The 16,728-nt window shown below is 54.3% G+C and carries 14 protein-coding genes; 1 reads left to right on the top strand and 13 read right to left on the bottom strand.

Features of this window, described 5'->3' with window-relative positions:
* Nucleotides 1–16: 16 nt before the first annotated feature.
* The 10 genes from ACGLWX_RS13690 to ACGLWX_RS13645 form a co-directional block, all read right to left on the bottom strand.
* On the bottom strand, nucleotides 17–892 hold the full coding sequence (locus ACGLWX_RS13690; RefSeq protein WP_396240454.1) for a DMT family transporter: 876 nt from the start codon (nucleotides 890–892) through the stop codon (nucleotides 17–19).
* Nucleotides 889–3,855 (bottom strand): FAD-dependent oxidoreductase, encoded by a 2,967-nt coding sequence (locus ACGLWX_RS13685; protein WP_396240452.1) that lies wholly within the window; start codon nucleotides 3,853–3,855, stop codon nucleotides 889–891. The genes ACGLWX_RS13690 and ACGLWX_RS13685 overlap by 4 nt, the downstream gene beginning before the upstream one ends.
* An 8-nt stretch (nucleotides 3,856–3,863) precedes the next feature.
* The gene (gene dapA, locus ACGLWX_RS13680) at nucleotides 3,864–4,742 is read right to left on the bottom strand and encodes a 4-hydroxy-tetrahydrodipicolinate synthase (protein WP_396240450.1); all 879 of its coding nucleotides are present in this window, start codon (nucleotides 4,740–4,742) and stop codon (nucleotides 3,864–3,866) included.
* A 19-nt stretch (nucleotides 4,743–4,761) separates the two neighbouring features.
* Entirely contained in the window at nucleotides 4,762–6,042 is a 1,281-nt protein-coding gene (locus ACGLWX_RS13675; protein WP_252106055.1) for a TRAP transporter large permease, read from the bottom strand.
* Complete coding sequence (locus ACGLWX_RS13670) at nucleotides 6,039–6,569, bottom strand: TRAP transporter small permease (protein ID WP_252106054.1); 531 nt, start codon at nucleotides 6,567–6,569, stop codon at nucleotides 6,039–6,041. Before ACGLWX_RS13670 ends, ACGLWX_RS13675 begins: the two co-directional genes overlap by 4 nt.
* 56 nt (nucleotides 6,570–6,625) lie before the next feature.
* Nucleotides 6,626–7,597, bottom strand: coding sequence for a TRAP transporter substrate-binding protein (locus ACGLWX_RS13665; protein WP_252106053.1), 972 nt, complete (start codon nucleotides 7,595–7,597; stop codon nucleotides 6,626–6,628).
* Between the two features lie 260 nt (nucleotides 7,598–7,857).
* The gene (locus ACGLWX_RS13660) at nucleotides 7,858–8,523 is read right to left on the bottom strand and encodes a GntR family transcriptional regulator (RefSeq protein WP_252106052.1); all 666 of its coding nucleotides are present in this window, start codon (nucleotides 8,521–8,523) and stop codon (nucleotides 7,858–7,860) included.
* A 240-nt stretch (nucleotides 8,524–8,763) separates the two neighbouring features.
* Nucleotides 8,764–9,384, bottom strand: a complete 621-nt coding sequence (locus ACGLWX_RS13655) for a TetR/AcrR family transcriptional regulator (RefSeq protein ID WP_396240448.1) — start codon at nucleotides 9,382–9,384, stop codon at nucleotides 8,764–8,766.
* A gap of 130 nt (nucleotides 9,385–9,514) precedes the next feature.
* Nucleotides 9,515–11,011: a CoA-acylating methylmalonate-semialdehyde dehydrogenase gene (locus ACGLWX_RS13650; protein ID WP_396240446.1), complete on the bottom strand. Its 1,497-nt coding sequence runs from the start codon at nucleotides 11,009–11,011 to the stop codon at nucleotides 9,515–9,517.
* Nucleotides 11,012–11,029: 18 nt separating this feature from the next.
* Nucleotides 11,030–12,391: an aspartate aminotransferase family protein gene (locus ACGLWX_RS13645; RefSeq protein WP_396240444.1), complete on the bottom strand. Its 1,362-nt coding sequence runs from the start codon at nucleotides 12,389–12,391 to the stop codon at nucleotides 11,030–11,032.
* A gap of 194 nt (nucleotides 12,392–12,585) precedes the next feature.
* On the opposite strand from ACGLWX_RS13645, the gene ACGLWX_RS13640 reads away from it, so the two are divergent.
* Entirely contained in the window at nucleotides 12,586–13,857 is a 1,272-nt protein-coding gene (locus ACGLWX_RS13640; RefSeq protein ID WP_396240442.1) for a Zn-dependent hydrolase, read from the top strand.
* A gap of 323 nt (nucleotides 13,858–14,180) precedes the next feature.
* Here ACGLWX_RS13640 and ACGLWX_RS13635 read toward each other — a convergent pair whose 3' ends face one another.
* From ACGLWX_RS13635 to ACGLWX_RS13625, 3 genes are read right to left on the bottom strand one after another with little or no spacing between them, the layout of a single operon-like run.
* On the bottom strand, nucleotides 14,181–14,933 hold the full coding sequence (locus ACGLWX_RS13635) for an SDR family NAD(P)-dependent oxidoreductase (protein WP_396240440.1): 753 nt from the start codon (nucleotides 14,931–14,933) through the stop codon (nucleotides 14,181–14,183).
* Between the two features lie 36 nt (nucleotides 14,934–14,969).
* Nucleotides 14,970–16,268 carry a TRAP transporter large permease gene (locus ACGLWX_RS13630; protein ID WP_396240438.1) on the bottom strand — a complete coding sequence of 433 codons (1,299 nt, stop codon included), beginning with the start codon at nucleotides 16,266–16,268 and terminating at the stop codon, nucleotides 14,970–14,972.
* Nucleotides 16,265–16,717: a TRAP transporter small permease gene (locus ACGLWX_RS13625; RefSeq protein WP_396240436.1), complete on the bottom strand. Its 453-nt coding sequence runs from the start codon at nucleotides 16,715–16,717 to the stop codon at nucleotides 16,265–16,267. The genes ACGLWX_RS13630 and ACGLWX_RS13625 overlap by 4 nt, the downstream gene beginning before the upstream one ends.
* Nucleotides 16,718–16,728 lie beyond the last annotated feature (11 nt).

The following is a 16,728-nucleotide window of genomic DNA, read 5'->3' as shown; positions in this document are numbered from 1 at the left end:
TCCTCTTCGTTTAGTGTCAATGACGCTCGTTGATAATGAGATAACCGCCTGCCAAGGCGACGATCCCCGCCCCGATAAACGTGGCTTTTGTGGGATAGTCGCCGAAAAACCAGTAGCCAATGAAAGTGGCCCATATTAGCTGCGAATATAAAAAGGGAGAGACCAGCGACGCTGACGCCGAGCGCATGGCTTCGATCAACGCAAAATGACTTAATGCCCCTAGCACTCCGATCAGGATGAACAAAGCGATATCCTGATGCTGAATGGGCACCCAAAAAAAAGGCACCGCCAGTGTGCATACGACGCCTCCGGCAGCGGCGGTATAAAGCAGAGAGATCAGTGCTGAATCCTGGGCGGCAAAATACCGTGTCGCCAATTGATAAAGCGCAAAGCAGAAAGCCATGGCTACGGGTAGTAAAAGCTCGCTGCTTGAACCACCCACGTCGGGTTGAACGGCGATCAACACGCCCGAAAATCCGCCCAAAACCGCCAGAATGCGTTTAAAGCCAACGCGTTCGTTCAAAAGCGGTATCGCCAATAGCGTGACGATTAGCGGCGAACTGAAATTGACGACATAGACTTGCGTAAGCGGCAGCACACGAACAGACAGATAGGCAAATATCGTAGCACCGAGCAGCAGTAGTCCTCGCCCTAACTGCCCCCAAGGTGCCTGACTTGCAAGATCGGTACGGTTAAGTCGCCCCATCAAGGCAAGCAACAGCACCAGTACGACCAAATGTACGCTGTAGCGTGACCACGCCAGCTGTACAGGGGAGTAGCGATCACCCAAGTATTTGGCTAACGAGTCCATGGCAACGAACAGTGCCGCGGCCGCCAGCATGCATGCAATGCCACGAAGCGGGCGCTGCGTGGCAGCAGTTACTGCCGTCACGAGATGTTCTTCCCTTCAAAGCGCTCCAAAGAAAAAGGCGCGAGATTCCAATCGCTTTTTCCACGCGTGATCAGATCCGCCGTGATCTGACCCACCAGTGGCCCCAAAGTAAAACCATTGGACGTCACTGCATTGTAAAAACCGGGAAGTTGGGGTGCCTCTCCCAGAATCGGTGCACCATCGATATTGATATTGATCGCCGCCCAGCTACGCAGTACACGCAACTGGCCCAAGGCCGGGAGCACGTGTCGCGCCACCCACAAATTGCCTTCGATACTATCGAGCAACGGACGCTGATATCCAAAAGGAATGCTGAGACCCGCAGGCCAGCCGCCGCCGATAATGACATTGCCGTTCGCCGCCTGCTTGAGCGTTAGGTGTCGGTCGGCGTGTGCAAGAAGCACATCCACGACCGGCTCCGCCGCTTCGGTGACAATCATTTGCAAAGGCGCCGCATGTACCGGAACGTTTATTCCCGCCAACTTGCCTATGTCGCCCGCCCAGGCACCGGCCGCATTGACAACCCGAGAAGCGCGATAGATACGCCCGCTTTGGGTGCCGATCTGCCATTTCCCGTTGGCTCGCTCAATCGTCTGTACCGCCTCACCGGTGTAAAAGTGCGCTCCGGCCAAAGTTGCCGCCCGGACCAGAGCCGGTGTCGCCAACAAAGGATTGATCTTGCCCTCCTCAGCGCACCACGCACCACCGATCACGGCCTCTGAAATAGCGGGCAGTTTGCGCTCGACATCAGCACGCTCAATGATCCGGGTATCGATACCCAGCGAGCGTTCGAGCGCCGCTTTACGTTCCAGAAAACGCAGCTGTGTTTCGTTTTCCGCCACCATGAGGCCGCCGCTGCGTTTGAATTCGATGTCCTCGTCGAGCTCACCGGCCAACGTTTCCCAAAGCGAGGCACTCGCCTGTTGCAGTGGTAGCGTGCTGGCGGCAGGCCCGCCGCCGCCTTCGGCCTTTGTCCCGAAATCGAACGACAGCAATTGAACGTGCAGACTGCCCGCGTTACCGCCCGAGGCTTCGCCATTAGGCAATCCGCGATCCAGCACCGCTACCTCAACGCCCTGACGGGCAAGGGACATCGCGGTTGAACTTCCCGCCACACCAGCACCGATCACCAGTACATCGACCTCGATGGCCGGCTGTGAGGTGTCAATCTCATGATGACCCGATGCACTCGGCGTCTCTACGCGTCGGTGTCCGGCCCACTCGCCCTTCTCGATGGCCAGAGCACCAATGGCAACAGGCTTGATTGGATTCTGCGGAGCCGGCAGGTCGAATTGGCTACCTTGTCTATCGCTGGCGATAAGAAGACTGACCGTCGCGGCGCAGTACCGCCCTTGGCAACGCCCCATGCCGGCTCGAGTCTGGCGCTTGATAGAGGCCACATCACTACAGGCTTCGCGCCCGGCAAAAATATCGCCGGCCGTAATACCTTCGCAGCGACAAACGACCGTCTCGTCGGTAAGCCCCGCCAACGGCTTCAAGGGAGAGGCAAAGGCACTCCAAAGTGCTTTTTGAAAACGTCGATGCTTTCGCTGTTGCGCATGCCAGCTCGCAAGGTCTGCGCTCACCTTATAGCCACAGTGTTTGGCGGCGGCAGCTCCCGCCAGTGCGCCTTGGGCAAGCGCCAACTGAGCACCACCAAAGCCACCCGCCTCACCGGCGATGAAAACGCCGGGTACATTGCAGCTACCGTCTTCCGCCCTATCTGCCGAAAGCACTTTGGTAACAGAGGCCATGGCGGGCGCATAGAAATGCTCGACACCCAGCAGCCGACCAATTTCGGCCTGCGGTTGAAAACCGTATCCAAGACCTATCGCTTTCACCTGAAGGCGTCGGGTCGATTCGCCAAGCTCCCCCGTCGAGGTGACGGGGGCTATAACCACGCTTTCGACCCCGCCATCCCCTTCGATCGCCGCGACCGTGTAGCCGTCGAAGATTGGGACACGGGCTCGTTTGAGCGTCAGCAGGTAGCCAAGCCCAGCACCTATCAACGCGGGCGCGTGACGCGTCGCTTGACCCGTTTGAGCAAGCGCGGTCAGGGAAGTGAGGCTAGCACTTTCCACCACGCCCGCCACCTCGACCCCGGCAGAAACCAACTCTGCAGCGACCTGCAGATTAAGCGGACCGTTACCAGCGATCAGCACGGGCCCCGGGGGCGCCGTTCGGTAGGAACGCAGCAGAGTTTGCAACCCTCCGGTGGTCATGACGCCGGGCAGTGTCCACCCTGGAACAGGATATGGTCGTTCAGTGGCACCGGTCGCTATAACAACGGCCCGGGGCTCGATAATCATAGCGACACCTTCTCGTTCAACGCCGATCTTTATCTGGTCGGGATGCTCTCGAAACGCGCCCCAAACGAGCGTGTTATGCCAAGGCTTTACATCAGCCTTTACTAGCGTCTCTATCAGCGAGCGACCTGCCTGCATTTGTTTATCGGGTGCGATGCCTTTTCCCGTTGTATAGGCCGATGAGAGCTGCTTGAAATACTGGCCGCCAAGGCTTGCGCGCTCATCGATCAAAAGAACATCTGCGCTGGTCTGTCGGGCCGAGAGCGCCGCTTGCAGACCGGCGGGGCCTGCGCCGATGACCAGCACATCGGTCGTCACGCGCTCGTGCGAAGTTTTGAAGGATGTCGGCTCGGCTGGCTCGTAAGCCAAGGGGCTTTTGTAGGGATGATGCTTGACCACCAGCCCTTGCTGAACCGGTGTCATGCACGCACGCACGCCATGACGCCCGTCCACGTTGACCAGGCACTCGAAACACGCCCCCATACCGCAGTAGTGACCGTGCTTACCACCCAAGCGACCCTCGCGCTGAGACAAATGGCCGGTACCCACGAGTGCCGAAGCCAGGCTCTGGCCCTCCAGAGCACTTAGCTGTTCACCTTCGAATGTGAAGGTAACCTCTGGTGCCTTCTTAACGACCTTTCGTCCCAGCGCGTCCATATCAGTCCCTACTTCAGCGAAAGAGTGCTAACGATGCGATCTGCCCACGCCTTGTCTTCGGCGGGCGAAGGAAGCCGTGGCGGGCGAGGGTGACCAACGCTTTTGCCCATCGACTCAAGTAACGCCTTGGTACCCGATACATAGCGATGGCCAAAGACGAAATCGATAATGGGAAGGATACGGTGGTACACCTCCCGGGCGCGATCCAGATCCTTTTCCACGACTGTTGCCGTATAAAGGTCAGCGAATTCGGCAGGCATCACATTGGAGCCCACCGCTACCCAGCCGATCGCGCCTTCCACGTAAGACTCGAAGCCCAGCACGCCGCCGAACACGCCGATCTTGTCACCGCAGAGTCTTAGGATGTCGCGCACTCGAGTTATCTCGAGCGTGGACTCCTTGATATATGACACGTTCTCGATCTCGGCGAGTCGGGCAACCGTTTCAGGCTGCATATCCACATTCGCCGCGTTGGGGTTGTTGTAGATCATGATCGGCAGAGAAACGGCATCCGACACCTGCTTGTAATGATGGTAAAGCTCGTCTTCCGTCGGACAGCTATAGAAAGGCGGGATAATCATCAAGCCATCGGCACCCAGCTCTTCGGCCTCGCGGCTATAACGAACAACATCATTCGTGTTTTCCGCCCCGGTGCCCACCAGTACCGGCACGCGGCCAGCGGTCTGATCGATGACGGTCTTGGCCACCAAGCGGCGCTCTTCGTCCGTCATCGAGAGAAACTCCCCGGTACTACCGAGAGGAATTAAGCCATGGATACCCTGCTCGATTTGCCAATCAATAAACGAGCGTAATCTTTCGACATCTACATTCAAATCGTTATCGAACGGGGTGATAAGCACACTATAAGTACCAGCGAACTGCGACATTTGGATCTCCGGCTCAACGTTAACGGGTTCTAAAGAAATCAGGTAAGGCGGTTACGATATAAGGCACATAGGTCACTAGTAGGAGCACGGCGATCATGAAGCTCAGCGGCAGAATGATCTTTGAAGCCACACGCATGATTGGACGCTGGGCGATACTGCTAGCCACGAATAACGTAATGCCATAGGGCGGCGTGACCATTCCGATAGAAAGGTTGATGATGATGACGATCCCTAAATGCAGTGGGTCGATGCCATAGCTCTGCGCCACCGGCATGAGTACCGGTACCAAAATCAGTATCGCGGCAATACTTTCCATGAACATTCCGATAAAGATCAGACCGACATTGAGCATGGCCAGAAAGATCAGAGGGTTATCAGAGACGGACTGCAGAAACTCTACTAGTAGCTGGGGCACACCCTCCCGAGCCACCAGCCAGGAAAAGATGTTGGCCACGGCGATAATCATCATCACGGACGCAGAGATGCTGGCTGCCCGCAATATCAGTCCGGGCAAATCGCGCAGCTTCAACTCACGATAGATCAGAAGCCCTACCAGCAGCCCCGTTGCCACGGCCACCGAGGCCGCTTCAGTCGGAGTGAAGACGCCACCAATGATCCCGCCGATGATGATCAACGGCATCAGAAACGCCGGAATGGCCTTAAGCGCTGTGCTACCCAGTTCGCGAAGAGAGAAAGGCTGTACTTGGCTATAAACGCCGCCGTGACGACGAGCATGGAAATAGCCCGCCAGCAATAGACCGAGAGCCATTAGAAAGCCAGGTACTACGCCTGCGATGAACATATCGCCTACGGAAACGTTACCCACCGATGCCAGAACGATCATCATGATAGAGGGTGGTATAACCGGTCCGAGAGAGCCCGCCGCCGCCATCAATCCGGCAGCGAAATCGATATCGTAACGGCGTTTTCTCATTTCGGGCAGCATGAGTGACGCAGTCGCGGCCGTATCGGCAGACCCTGATCCCGAGACGGCAGCAAGTCCTGTACCAGAGACGACGGAAACCAGCAGCAGAGAGCCGCGAATCCAGCCCACCAGGGCGGTCGCGAAGTCGATCATACGTTTAGCAATGCCGCCCCGCTCCATCAACAGCCCAGACAGAACGAAAAAGGGAATTGCCATGATGGTAAAACTATCCAGCCCCGCGAACAGGCGCTGAGAAATGATACTGCTGGGAATCCCCTCTCCCATCAACACTAAACTAGCGGATACCCCCATGGTAAAAACAATGGGAGCGCCCAGGATCAAAAGCACCAGGAATAACAAAATGACCGTTATCATGACGTGGCGCCCTCTTTATCTTTCTCAGCATTATCGATTGATGTTTTGAAGAAAATTTTCTTCAAATAGGCGATCAAGAACTCGAGGAAGAAATAGCCAAGCCCTACAGGCAGAGAAAGATAGGGAATCCACATGGGGATCCCTAGCGCCGAAGAAGTTTGCATTTGACCGATTTGCAATAGCCGCTGACTACCTAAAATGGCTAACCACAAGAACCAACTTCCCAGCACCAGTATCAATAGCGCGGTAACGCGCTTGAGAATGTCCGGCAAGGCTTCGTATAAAATATCGACGCCGATGTGAAGCCGTTCACGCATGGCCAGTCCGGCGGCCAAAAAGATGACCCATATCTGAGCGAAAGTAGCCGATTCCGCCGCACCTGCGATGGAAAAGTCGAAAATATATCGGCCCGCTACGAGCGTTAATATCGCAATGACCATATAGGCAAATAAAACGATGACACACGTCGATATCAATAGCCGGACACACTGGAGCAGACGCTCTGCCCATTGCACTATGGGGGTCATAATTCATTCCCGATACGCAGGGCTATTCAAACGAATAATGAATAGCCCTTTATGGGTTAACGTAATTGCTCGATCTCATCCAAGAGTTCTTGTTTTTGGTCCGTATCGACAAACTCGTCATAGACCGCTTGAGATCTCTCGCGGAAAGGTGCCAAGTCGGGCTGAGTGAATTCGACACCCGCGCTCAAAAGCTCCTCGCGAATACGCGCATCCATATCCGCATATACCTGGCGCTCATACTCTGCAGACTCTTGACCAGCTACTAACAAGGCTTGCTGCACGTTTTCAGGCAAACTCTGGAAGCGCTGTTCAGACATCACGAGGTCCGCCACTAGTGTTGTCCAGCTCACTTCAGCAAGATACGGCGCCACTTCATAAAAGCGCTGTGCCTGATAGTTGGTAAAAGCCGCTTCGGCGCCGTCTACTACGCCCGATTCCAGCGCGGCATAGAGTTCGCTGTAGGCCAGTGGTGTCGCATTAGCACCGAACTCGTTGAATGCGGCCACATGCGCCGGAATCTGCATGGTCCGAATGCTCTGGCGGTCCAGATCTTCGATACTGTTGACCGGCGCTTGGGTCACGATATGGCGAACCCCTGCCTCGTAAAAACCCAGTAGACGAAAGCCATTTTCCTGCATTGATGAGGCCAAACGGTTCCCTACTTCACCGTCCAATACCTCGTACATATGCTGACGGTCGTCAAACAGAAACGGTAGATCGAAAAGTGACAGTTCAGAGACAAAGTTGGTCAGTACACCATTTGTAGGTACAGCGATATCAAGCGTGTTCATGAGAACACCTTCAATCATCTCACGCTCATTACCCAACTGGTTATTGGGGAATATTTGCACAGTGACATCACCATTGGTTTCCCGTTCGACAACCTCGGCGAACTTCTCCAACCCTTTCTGATAGGGCTCACTAAGGTTGGCCGAATGACCCGCCGTTAGCGTCAAGGTCTCAGCCCAGGAAAGAGTTGAGCAAGTCACAGTAAACAAAGCAATTCCAAACGCTATAGAGTTTTTCATAATTGTTCCTCTTTGAAGTTATTATTCATTTGTAGACCAGTGGTATACCAGCTGTCAACCATTGATTCTTACAAGAGATATTTACTCCATTGCATCAAAAAGTGGCTTTAAGAATTAATTTGCACAGATCTTGTGCACAAATACGTTTAATTAACGATCAGAAAGTTATTTAGCCTTCCAAGGCTTTGAATTGGGTAGCGCAACGGCCTACTAAACAAAGGTATAACGCACCAAATTTGAGCCTCAAATATAAAGTTAAATTAGATTGCTTCGAATATATTCTTCCTGGTTTCACGTAAATGAAGCTGCATCGCTTGTCGCGCCTTATCAGAATCACCCGTCACGATGGCCTCAATGATCGCCAAGTGAGCATCGTAGCCTGGGAAAGAACGAGCTGGCAGGGTCTGGTTCTCAAAAATCTGAGTCGTTTTCCTGAGTTCCGATATAATTTTGAACAACACTTCATTTCCCGTTGCCTGCGCAATGCCCATATGAAGTGTTTGGTCGAATTCCCATTGCTGCTTGAGTCCGGCCTGTTTCGAATGCCTGATAGCATCGAGCTTTTTTGCCCACTCGGTGATCATCGGTGTACCGAACTTGGTCGCCGCCAAGGAAGCCGCTTCGGGCTCCAATAGCTCTCTAACCTGCAGTGCTGCTACATATTCATTGATCGCGATCTTTTTAACGCCAATCGTGCGCGCATTCAGCCTTATTAGCCACCCTTCCGCTTCCAGTCGTCGCAACGCCTCACGTACAGGTGTGCGTGACATATCCAACTCATCCGCCAAGCGTCTCTCCTGGATAATATCGCCACCCGAGAGCTCGCGCGCGAGAATCATGCGCATGATAGCTTCATAGGCCACGCTGGATAGGCCACCCTTTTCAGTTCGCTCGCCATGCTCGCTATCGTTCAATGCTAGAAACACTCATTATTCCTCTATTCGCAATATCGTCCGCTATCCAATGTATATTTTAGCGAACCCCGGAGAAACCATCACCGATACCATTGTGCTAGTGTTTTATTTTTACCTATAACAATAAACAGCTTACAAGCATTAAAGATAGCGCTTTTCTCAATTATAAGATTCCAGGGTTAGCCTGATGGTCCTCCATAAATGCCATAATTTACTCGTGTATGCCGGTTACCTTCTTTTGCTTCGAATGAATCATGTGGTCAGCCCAATCCCGCGCAAAATCACCGAGGTGACCGTCTGCACCGCCTTTTCGAACTGCAGGTCATCCAGCGGTTGATCGTCGTTGAGCAGGCCGATCTGGTAGTCGAAATCCGCGTAGTGCTGGGTCGAGGCCCAGATCATATAGAGCAGGTGCGACGGCTCCACCGAGGCGATCTGATTCGTCTTTACCCACTCGCGGATCTTGGCCTCTTTCAGCTTGGCCCAGTCGAAAAGGTTCTCTCGCAGGCGCTTGCCGAGTATGGGCGCGCCCTGCATGACTTCCATGGCCCAGATCTTCGAGCCGTGGGCACGGTAGCGCGAGTGGTTCATTTTGGCGCGAATGTAGGTCGAGAGCACCACGCGCGGGTCGTCATAAAGCTCGAAGCAGAGCGCATCCTGTTTCCACAATTCCAGAAGCGACAGCAGCACTTCCTGATAAAGCGCCTTTTTGGTCGAGAAGTAGTAGTGCACGTTGGACTTGGGCAGCCCGGCCAGCGCGGCGATCTCGCCCATCGAGGCTCCCGCATAGCCTTTTTCGGCAAACAGCCGTTCGGCGGCCTGAAGAATGTTTCTGACGTTGGTCTGGCGAATCTCTTCCTGGGTTCTTGGCACGCGTGGCTCTGCCCTCTGACGCGAAACGATAAAAAACGACCGGCCACCAGCGCTCGGTGCGCAAAAGGACGGCCAAAAAAAGCACCGCCCGAAGGCGGTGCTGAAACGATGTCCTGGTTGGGCGAGGACGTCAACTCTGGTTGGCAGGGAAGGGGAACTCGGCGCGGGTCGCCTCGGATACGGAGGGCCAGCGCTGGGAGACCGCCTTGCGACGGGTATAAAAACGCACGGAGTCCGGCCCGTAGGCGTGCAGGTCGCCGAACAGCGAGCGCTTCCAGCCGCCGAAGCTGTGGTAGGCCACCGGTACCGGCAGCGGCACGTTGACGCCGACCATGCCGACCTCGATGCCGTCGGTGAAGCGCCGGGCGGCCTCGCCGTCGCGGGTGAACAGGCACGTGCCGTTGCCGTATTCGTGGTCGTTGATCAGTTGCATGGCATCATCGAGGCTTCCCACGCGCACCACGCACAGCACCGGGCCGAAGATCTCTTCCTGGTAAATGCGCATATTGGCGGTGACGTGATCGAACAGGCAGCCGCCGACGAAGTAGCCGTTTTCATGGCCTTTTACTGATAGCTCGCGACCATCGGCAACCAGTTTGGCGCCGGCGTTTTCACCGTCTGCAATGTAGCTGAGCACCTTGTCGCGGTGCTCAGCGGTGACCAGCGGGCCCATGTCCAGGCCTTTATCGGTGCCGGGGCCGACCTTGAGCTCGGCGATTTTAGGCAGCATCGTCTCGACCAGCCGGTCGGCGGTTTCATCGCCCACGCACACCGCGACCGAGATCGCCATGCAGCGCTCGCCGCAGCTGCCAAACGCCGCGCCCATCAGCGTGTTGGCGGCGTTTTCAAGATCCGCATCCGGCAGCACCACGGCGTGGTTCTTGGCCCCGCCCAAGGCCTGGACGCGCTTGCCGTTCGCCGTGCCACGGCTGTAGATCGCCTCGGCTACCGGGGTCGAGCCGACGAACGAAATCGCCTTGATCGTCTTGGCATCCAGCAGCGTTTCGACCGCCTCGCGCCCGCCGTGCACCACGTTCATCACGCCGTCCGGCAGACCGGCCTCTTTCAGCAGCGCCGCCACGGCGTGCGCCGCGCTCGGGTCCTTTTCCGACGGCTTGAGCACGAAGGTGTTGCCGCAGGCGATCGCCATGGGATACATCCACAGCGGCACCATGGCGGGGAAGTTGAACGGCGTGATGCCCGCTACCACGCCCAGCGGCTGAAAGTTCGACCACGCATCGATCCCTGGGCCGACGTTGTGAGAGTACTCGCCTTTCAAAAGCTCCGGCACGCCGCAGGCATACTCGACGTTTTCAATACCACGCTTGAGCTCGCCCAAGGCGTCTTCCGGCGTCTTGCCGTGCTCTTCGCTGACAAGCCTCACCAGCCGCTCGGCGTTGTCTTCCAAAAGCTGCTTGAAGCGGTACATGACCTGGGCGCGCTTGGCCGGCGGCGTATCGCGCCAGGCGGGAAACGCCGCTTGGGCGGCGGCGATGGCGCGCTCGACGTCCTCGCGGCGACCCTCCGCCACTTGGCGAATCACCTCGCCGGTAGAGGGGTTGGTGACGTCAAACGTCGACGCGCTGTTAACGGATTCGCCGTTGATCAGGTGGGCCACTAAATCCATCGTGTGTTCTCCAATTGGTTAAGCCAAGGCGTCCAAGGTGGTGGCGACGGCGTCAAAAAGCCGCTCGAGTTCGGCCTCGGTGGTGCCGAAAGGCGGGCCGAACTGCAGCGTGTCGCCGCCAAAGCGCACGTAGAAGCCCGCCTCCCACAGCGCCAAATGCGCATCCCTTGGGCGGATGGTCGGGTCGCCATCGCGCGGGGCCAGCTGCAGGGCGCCGGCCAGCCCATAGTTGCGAATGTCCACCACGTGAGGGCGGCCCTTCAGGGCGTGTAGTTTTTCCTCGAAGGCCGGGGCAATGCTGCGCACCTGGGCCGGGAAGTCCTCGCGTTCGAGCATCCCGAGGGACGCCAGCCCCGCCGCGCAGGCCACTGGGTGGGCGCTGTAGGTGTAGCCGTGGGGGAACTCGATGGCATGGGCCGGGCCACCGCCGTGCATGAAGGTATCGAAGATCTCGTGGCTTGCGATCACCGCGCCCATGGGTACGGCGCCGTTGGTCACCTGCTTGGCCACGTTCATGATGTCCGGCGTGACGCCAAACGCCTCGGCGCCGGTACGCGCCCCGCTGCGCCCGAAGGCAGTGATCACTTCATCGAAAATCAGCAGGATGTCGTGCTCGGTACAGATCTTACGCAGCCGATCCAGATACCCTTTCGGCGGCACGATGACGCCGGCGGAGCCGGACATGGGCTCGACGATCACCGCCGCGATGTTCGAGGCGTCGTGCAGGGCGATCTGGTCGAGCAGCGCATCGGCCAGCTCAGCGCCGGTCTCGGCCTGGCCGCGGGTAAACGCGTGCCCTGCCTGCAGCGTGTGGGGCAGATGGGTGACATCCATCAGCTGCCCGTAGTGTTTGCGGTTACCGCCGATGCCGCCCAAGCTCGTGCCGCCGATATTGACGCCGTGATACCCCTTGGCTCGGCCGATCAGCCGCGTCTTCTCAGGTCTCCCCTTCAGGCGCCAGTAGGCCTTGGCCATCTTGATCGAAGTGTCCGCCGCGTCCGACCCGGAGTTGGTGAAAAACACGTGATCGAGCCCTTTGGGCGTGAGGCTTGCGATTTTCTCGGCAAGTTCGAACGCTAGCGGATGGCCGATCTGAAAGCCCGGCGCGAAGTCGAGCGAGCCGAGCTGCTTCGAGACCGCCTGCTGGATTTCCTCGCGGTTGTGCCCGGCCCCGCAGGTCCAGAGCCCGGAGAGCGAATCGAAAAGCTTGCGCCCCTGGTCGTCAATGTAATAGCGCCCCTCGGCGCCGGTAATGACCCGCGGGTTCGCGCGAAAATCGCGGTTGCCGCTATAGGGCATCCAGTAGTGGTGGTTGAGCGGCGTTTCGCTGCCCGCGTCCGTCGAAGAAGATGACGACGATTTATTCTTTAATCCAAACATGGTGCCTGGCTCCACAGCAATGGGACATGATCCGAGCATGCGGTAAGCCAAATGTTTATCAAATCATATTTTTCTTTCGCTCACGTTAACCAATTCATACGTAACAAACGAGGTCTTGCCTCTACGATGAGCAGTAGATCAATAAAAAGATGTGAGCCGCCGCTTCTTCCGCGCACACTGACCCAGGAGCCTTCATGAACTCGTTTACCCAGCCTGATACGTCAATCCGATTACGCACCGACAGCGACCGCCTTTGGGCATCGATGATGGAAATGGCGAAGCTTGGTGCCACGGCCAAGGGTGGCGTCAATCGTCAGGCGTTGACCGACCTGGACCGCCAAGGGCGGGACCTGTTTATCGAGTGGTGCCGGGCCGAAGGCTGCACCATTCGAGTGGATCGCATCGGCAATATCTTCGCCCGCCGGGAAGGCAGCGACCCGGATGCGAAAACGGTGATGGCTGGCAGCCACTTGGATAGCCAACCCACGGGCGGGAAATACGACGGTGCCTTCGGCGTGTTGGCGAGTCTTGAAGTCATCCGCACGCTCAACCAGCACGATATCAAAACCCGCGCGCCGGTAGAGATCGCGGCCTGGACCAACGAAGAGGGCTGCCGCTTTCCGCCCTGCATGATGGGCTCCGGCGTATTTGCCGGGCAACTCGATTTTGAAGAGATGATGGCGCGCCGCGATGGCGATGACGTGTCGGCGAGCGACGCTCTGGATGCGATCGGCTATCGCGGCAGCGACCACGTCTCGACCGATGAGATCGCCGCCTATTTCGAGCCGCATATCGAGCAAGGGCCGATTCTGGAAGATACCGAGACGACGATTGGCGTGGTGATGGGCGGGCTGGGCCAGCAGTGGTTCGACCTGACGCTAACCGGCCTGGAAGCCCATGCAGGCCCCACGCCCATGAACCTGCGCCGCGACGCCATGATGGGCGCCGCCGAAGTGACCCAAGCGCTGAACCGCATTGCCAACGCGCACCAGCCCCACGGCCGTGGCACGGTAGGCTACATGGCGCTTCACCCCGGCTCGCGCAACGTGATTCCCGGCCAGGTCAAAATGACGCTGGACATGCGCCACTGGGAACCGAACGAGCTTAACGCCATGAGCCAAGCCGTGAGCGACGCCATCGCCGAGATTTGCCAGCGCCACGGTCTCGAGTATGAACTCACACCAACCGCCAACTTCGCTCCCGAGCACTTCGATGAAGGCTGCATCGACGCCGTACGCCGCGCCGCTGAGGCGCTGGGTTTGTCTCATCGGGATATCATCAGCGGTGCCGGCCACGACGCGATGTTTATCGGCCGGGTCGCCCCAGCGGCGATGATCTTCATTCCCTGCAAGGACGGCATTAGCCATAACGAGGCGGAAAGCGCTACGCCCGAGCACGTTCACGCCGGCGCCAACGTACTGCTTCACGCGGTGCTGGAGGCGGCAAGTGTAGAAGAGGTTTCTTGAACCACTCGCCAGAAGGCCAGGACCGCTTTACCCTAGCGGCCCTGGCCTGATGACATCTGCTTACCGTACGAAAGAAAACGCCCTTTCGTGAGTTGTCCGTTTAAGCCTTTTCTGGAACGGCTTTCTTCCAAAGTTCGTATGGCTTACCGATTAACAAAAACGCCTTATTTCAGTAGCAGTGTTAACGGGACTGGTATTACTAAAAGCGGCGTAGACTTCTTTGACGGTATCTGTCAGGTCTTAAACTGCAGTACTGGTATGTTCCCAGTACCCACACCTTGTATCAGAAAAAAGCGCTTGTGTTTAAGATATTCTTACAACAATCAATTTATGTAGGTTCCACCATTAACATTCATAATTTCACCCGTTATAAAGTCAGACATGCTTGAGGAAAGAAAAAGCACAGAATCCGCTACATTTTGAGGCGTTCCCAATCTTCCAAGAGGCACCTTAGATAGAACCTGGTCATAATAATCATCCGTCCATTGCTTAATCATATCCGTTTCAATCGGACCTGGGCTCACGCCATTGACGTTAATATTATATTTTGCCATTTCAATAGCAAGGTGCCTTGTCAAATAATCAACACCAGCTTTGGATGCTCCGTACGAAGGAGCGGCGTTTTTATGACCAGACTTAGCGGTACTGGAGCTAACGTTAACAATTTTCCCGTAACTTTTTTCGATCATATAAGGCAGAACCGCTTTACTAAAATAGAAATTACCGTTTAAATTGACATTGATCACATGATGCCAATCCTCTAAAGTAACATCCAGGGTTGCACTACGCATATTAATGCCAGCGTTATTGACCAATACGTCAATTCTCCCATAATGTTCCGCTGTCTTTCTGGCAACCTCCTCTGCAGTTTCAGGCCTTGTAACGTCTCCAGTAAATACAAGGCACTCTCTATCCATTTTCTCTACATTGCTGCTAACTTCATTCAATAGCTCTGAATTTGTACCGACAATAGCTAAAGAAGCTCCATTATTAGCCAGCGTGTGAGCAATACTTTTGCCTATACCTCTGCTCGCTCCCGTTATGATCGCTACCTTATCCGCTAAAATCATCGTCATAAGCCTCAAAATCAACTCAGTATTAATAGTGATTTATTACATCAATAAGTCAGGAAGAAACGTCACAATCTTCGGAAAAACAATAATACTAAGTATTGATATGAGATAGATAACGACAAAAATTACAATATGCTTCATCATTTTTAATACGTTTGTATTAGCTATTTTTGCTGACAATAAAGTCGACAGTCCATAGGGTGGCGTTACCGTACCCAAACGGATAGCCATCACCGTTACAATACCTGCAACGACCGGATCGATGCCTAGTTCGCGTATTACAGGAACAGACATGGGTACAAAAATCAGCATTGCTGAATTTGGCTCCATAAAAGTACCCAGGATAAAATACAGCAGCACCAGCACTAACAAAAAAGTAAAGCCATTAAAATTATTTTCAATAATAAAATTAATCACTGGATCCAGCGCTTGATAATACGACAGTACCCAAGATAAAAAAGAAGCAGCAGCGATCAGTATATAGATAGACGCTGAATCTGTAACAGCCCTATGCGTAACTTCTTTATAGTTTTTAAAACTTCTTTCCTTTTTAACAAAAAAGGCTACAAAAAATACATACACCACGGCAATAGCGGCGGCTTCAGTCGCCGTAAATATGCCTGCCATGATTCCAGCAATGACAATTATAAACAAACTAGCCGGAAAAATACTTTTCTTTAACGCCAATCGCTTAGAAAGTTTATCATCTGCACTCAACCCAAGTAGTTCATTGCTCACAGGTCCAACATTGTTTTTATGGGCATAGTAATAGGCATAAAACATTTGTGTTGCACCAATCAACACACCTGGAATAATCCCTGCTATAAACAAGGCAGCAACTGACGTCTGAGACAACGCGCCGTATACTATCAATAGAATACTAGGTGGTATTATCGACCCAATAGTAGAAGATGCAGCGGTTATAGTTGCTGCAAACTCCTTACTGTAACCTGCTTTCACCATGGCAGGTATTAAAATTCGACCCAGCGATGCGACGTCTGCTACTGAAGAACCGGATATTGCTCCAAAAAACACACTTGTTACAATATTTATATGAGCCAAACTACCTTTCAGATTACCTACAAGGGCCTTGGATATATAGATTAAATCATCAGTTACTTTTGTGAGATTCAGCAGTGCACCGCAAAAAATAAAGAGCGGAATTGCCAGTAATGTAAAGCTTGAAAAAGACTCAATCATGACGGAACTAGCTTGAGTCAAGCTTACGAGCGGCTCGAAGATGATGGGAATAGCTGCGGCAATAACTATACTGAACGCAACAGGAACCCCAATCAATAAGCAAGCAAGGAAAACAGAAATGATGGTTAGTAGAATCATTTACCTTTAACCTCTTTCTTGTGCTTTTTAAAAAATAGCCCCTTGGAATTGAATAGATGAAAGTAAAGCATAAGTGCCGAGCCTACCAAGAATGCTGAATAATAATAAATTAGAGAGGGTGGTGAAGACAGAAATCGAATCGACACGAGTTCCGACCGCATCACACCTGACTTAAAAGCAGCAACGCCAATAAAAACTAGTATTACGATACCCACGAGCGTAAGCAGGTAGACGATGATATTCCTAATCTTCGCTCCTGTTTCGCTTAGATAATCCGAAAGTATATCAATCTCTAAATGAGCCTTTTCCTTTACGGCTATTGCAGAACCCAAAAACACAAGCCACAGCAAAGAAAACTTCCTTAAGACTTCCAACTCCGGGATTGAATAAGAGAATACATATCTTGTGACTACCCCAGTAAACAATGTTACTGAAATGAGCACCAGCATGAACATGCTAA

Origin of the sequence: Halomonas sp. HMF6819 (genome assembly GCF_044335525.1) — a bacterium.
Lineage (GTDB): Bacteria > Pseudomonadota > Gammaproteobacteria > Pseudomonadales > Halomonadaceae > Vreelandella.
This window is presented reverse-complemented; position numbering and strand designations above follow the sequence as displayed.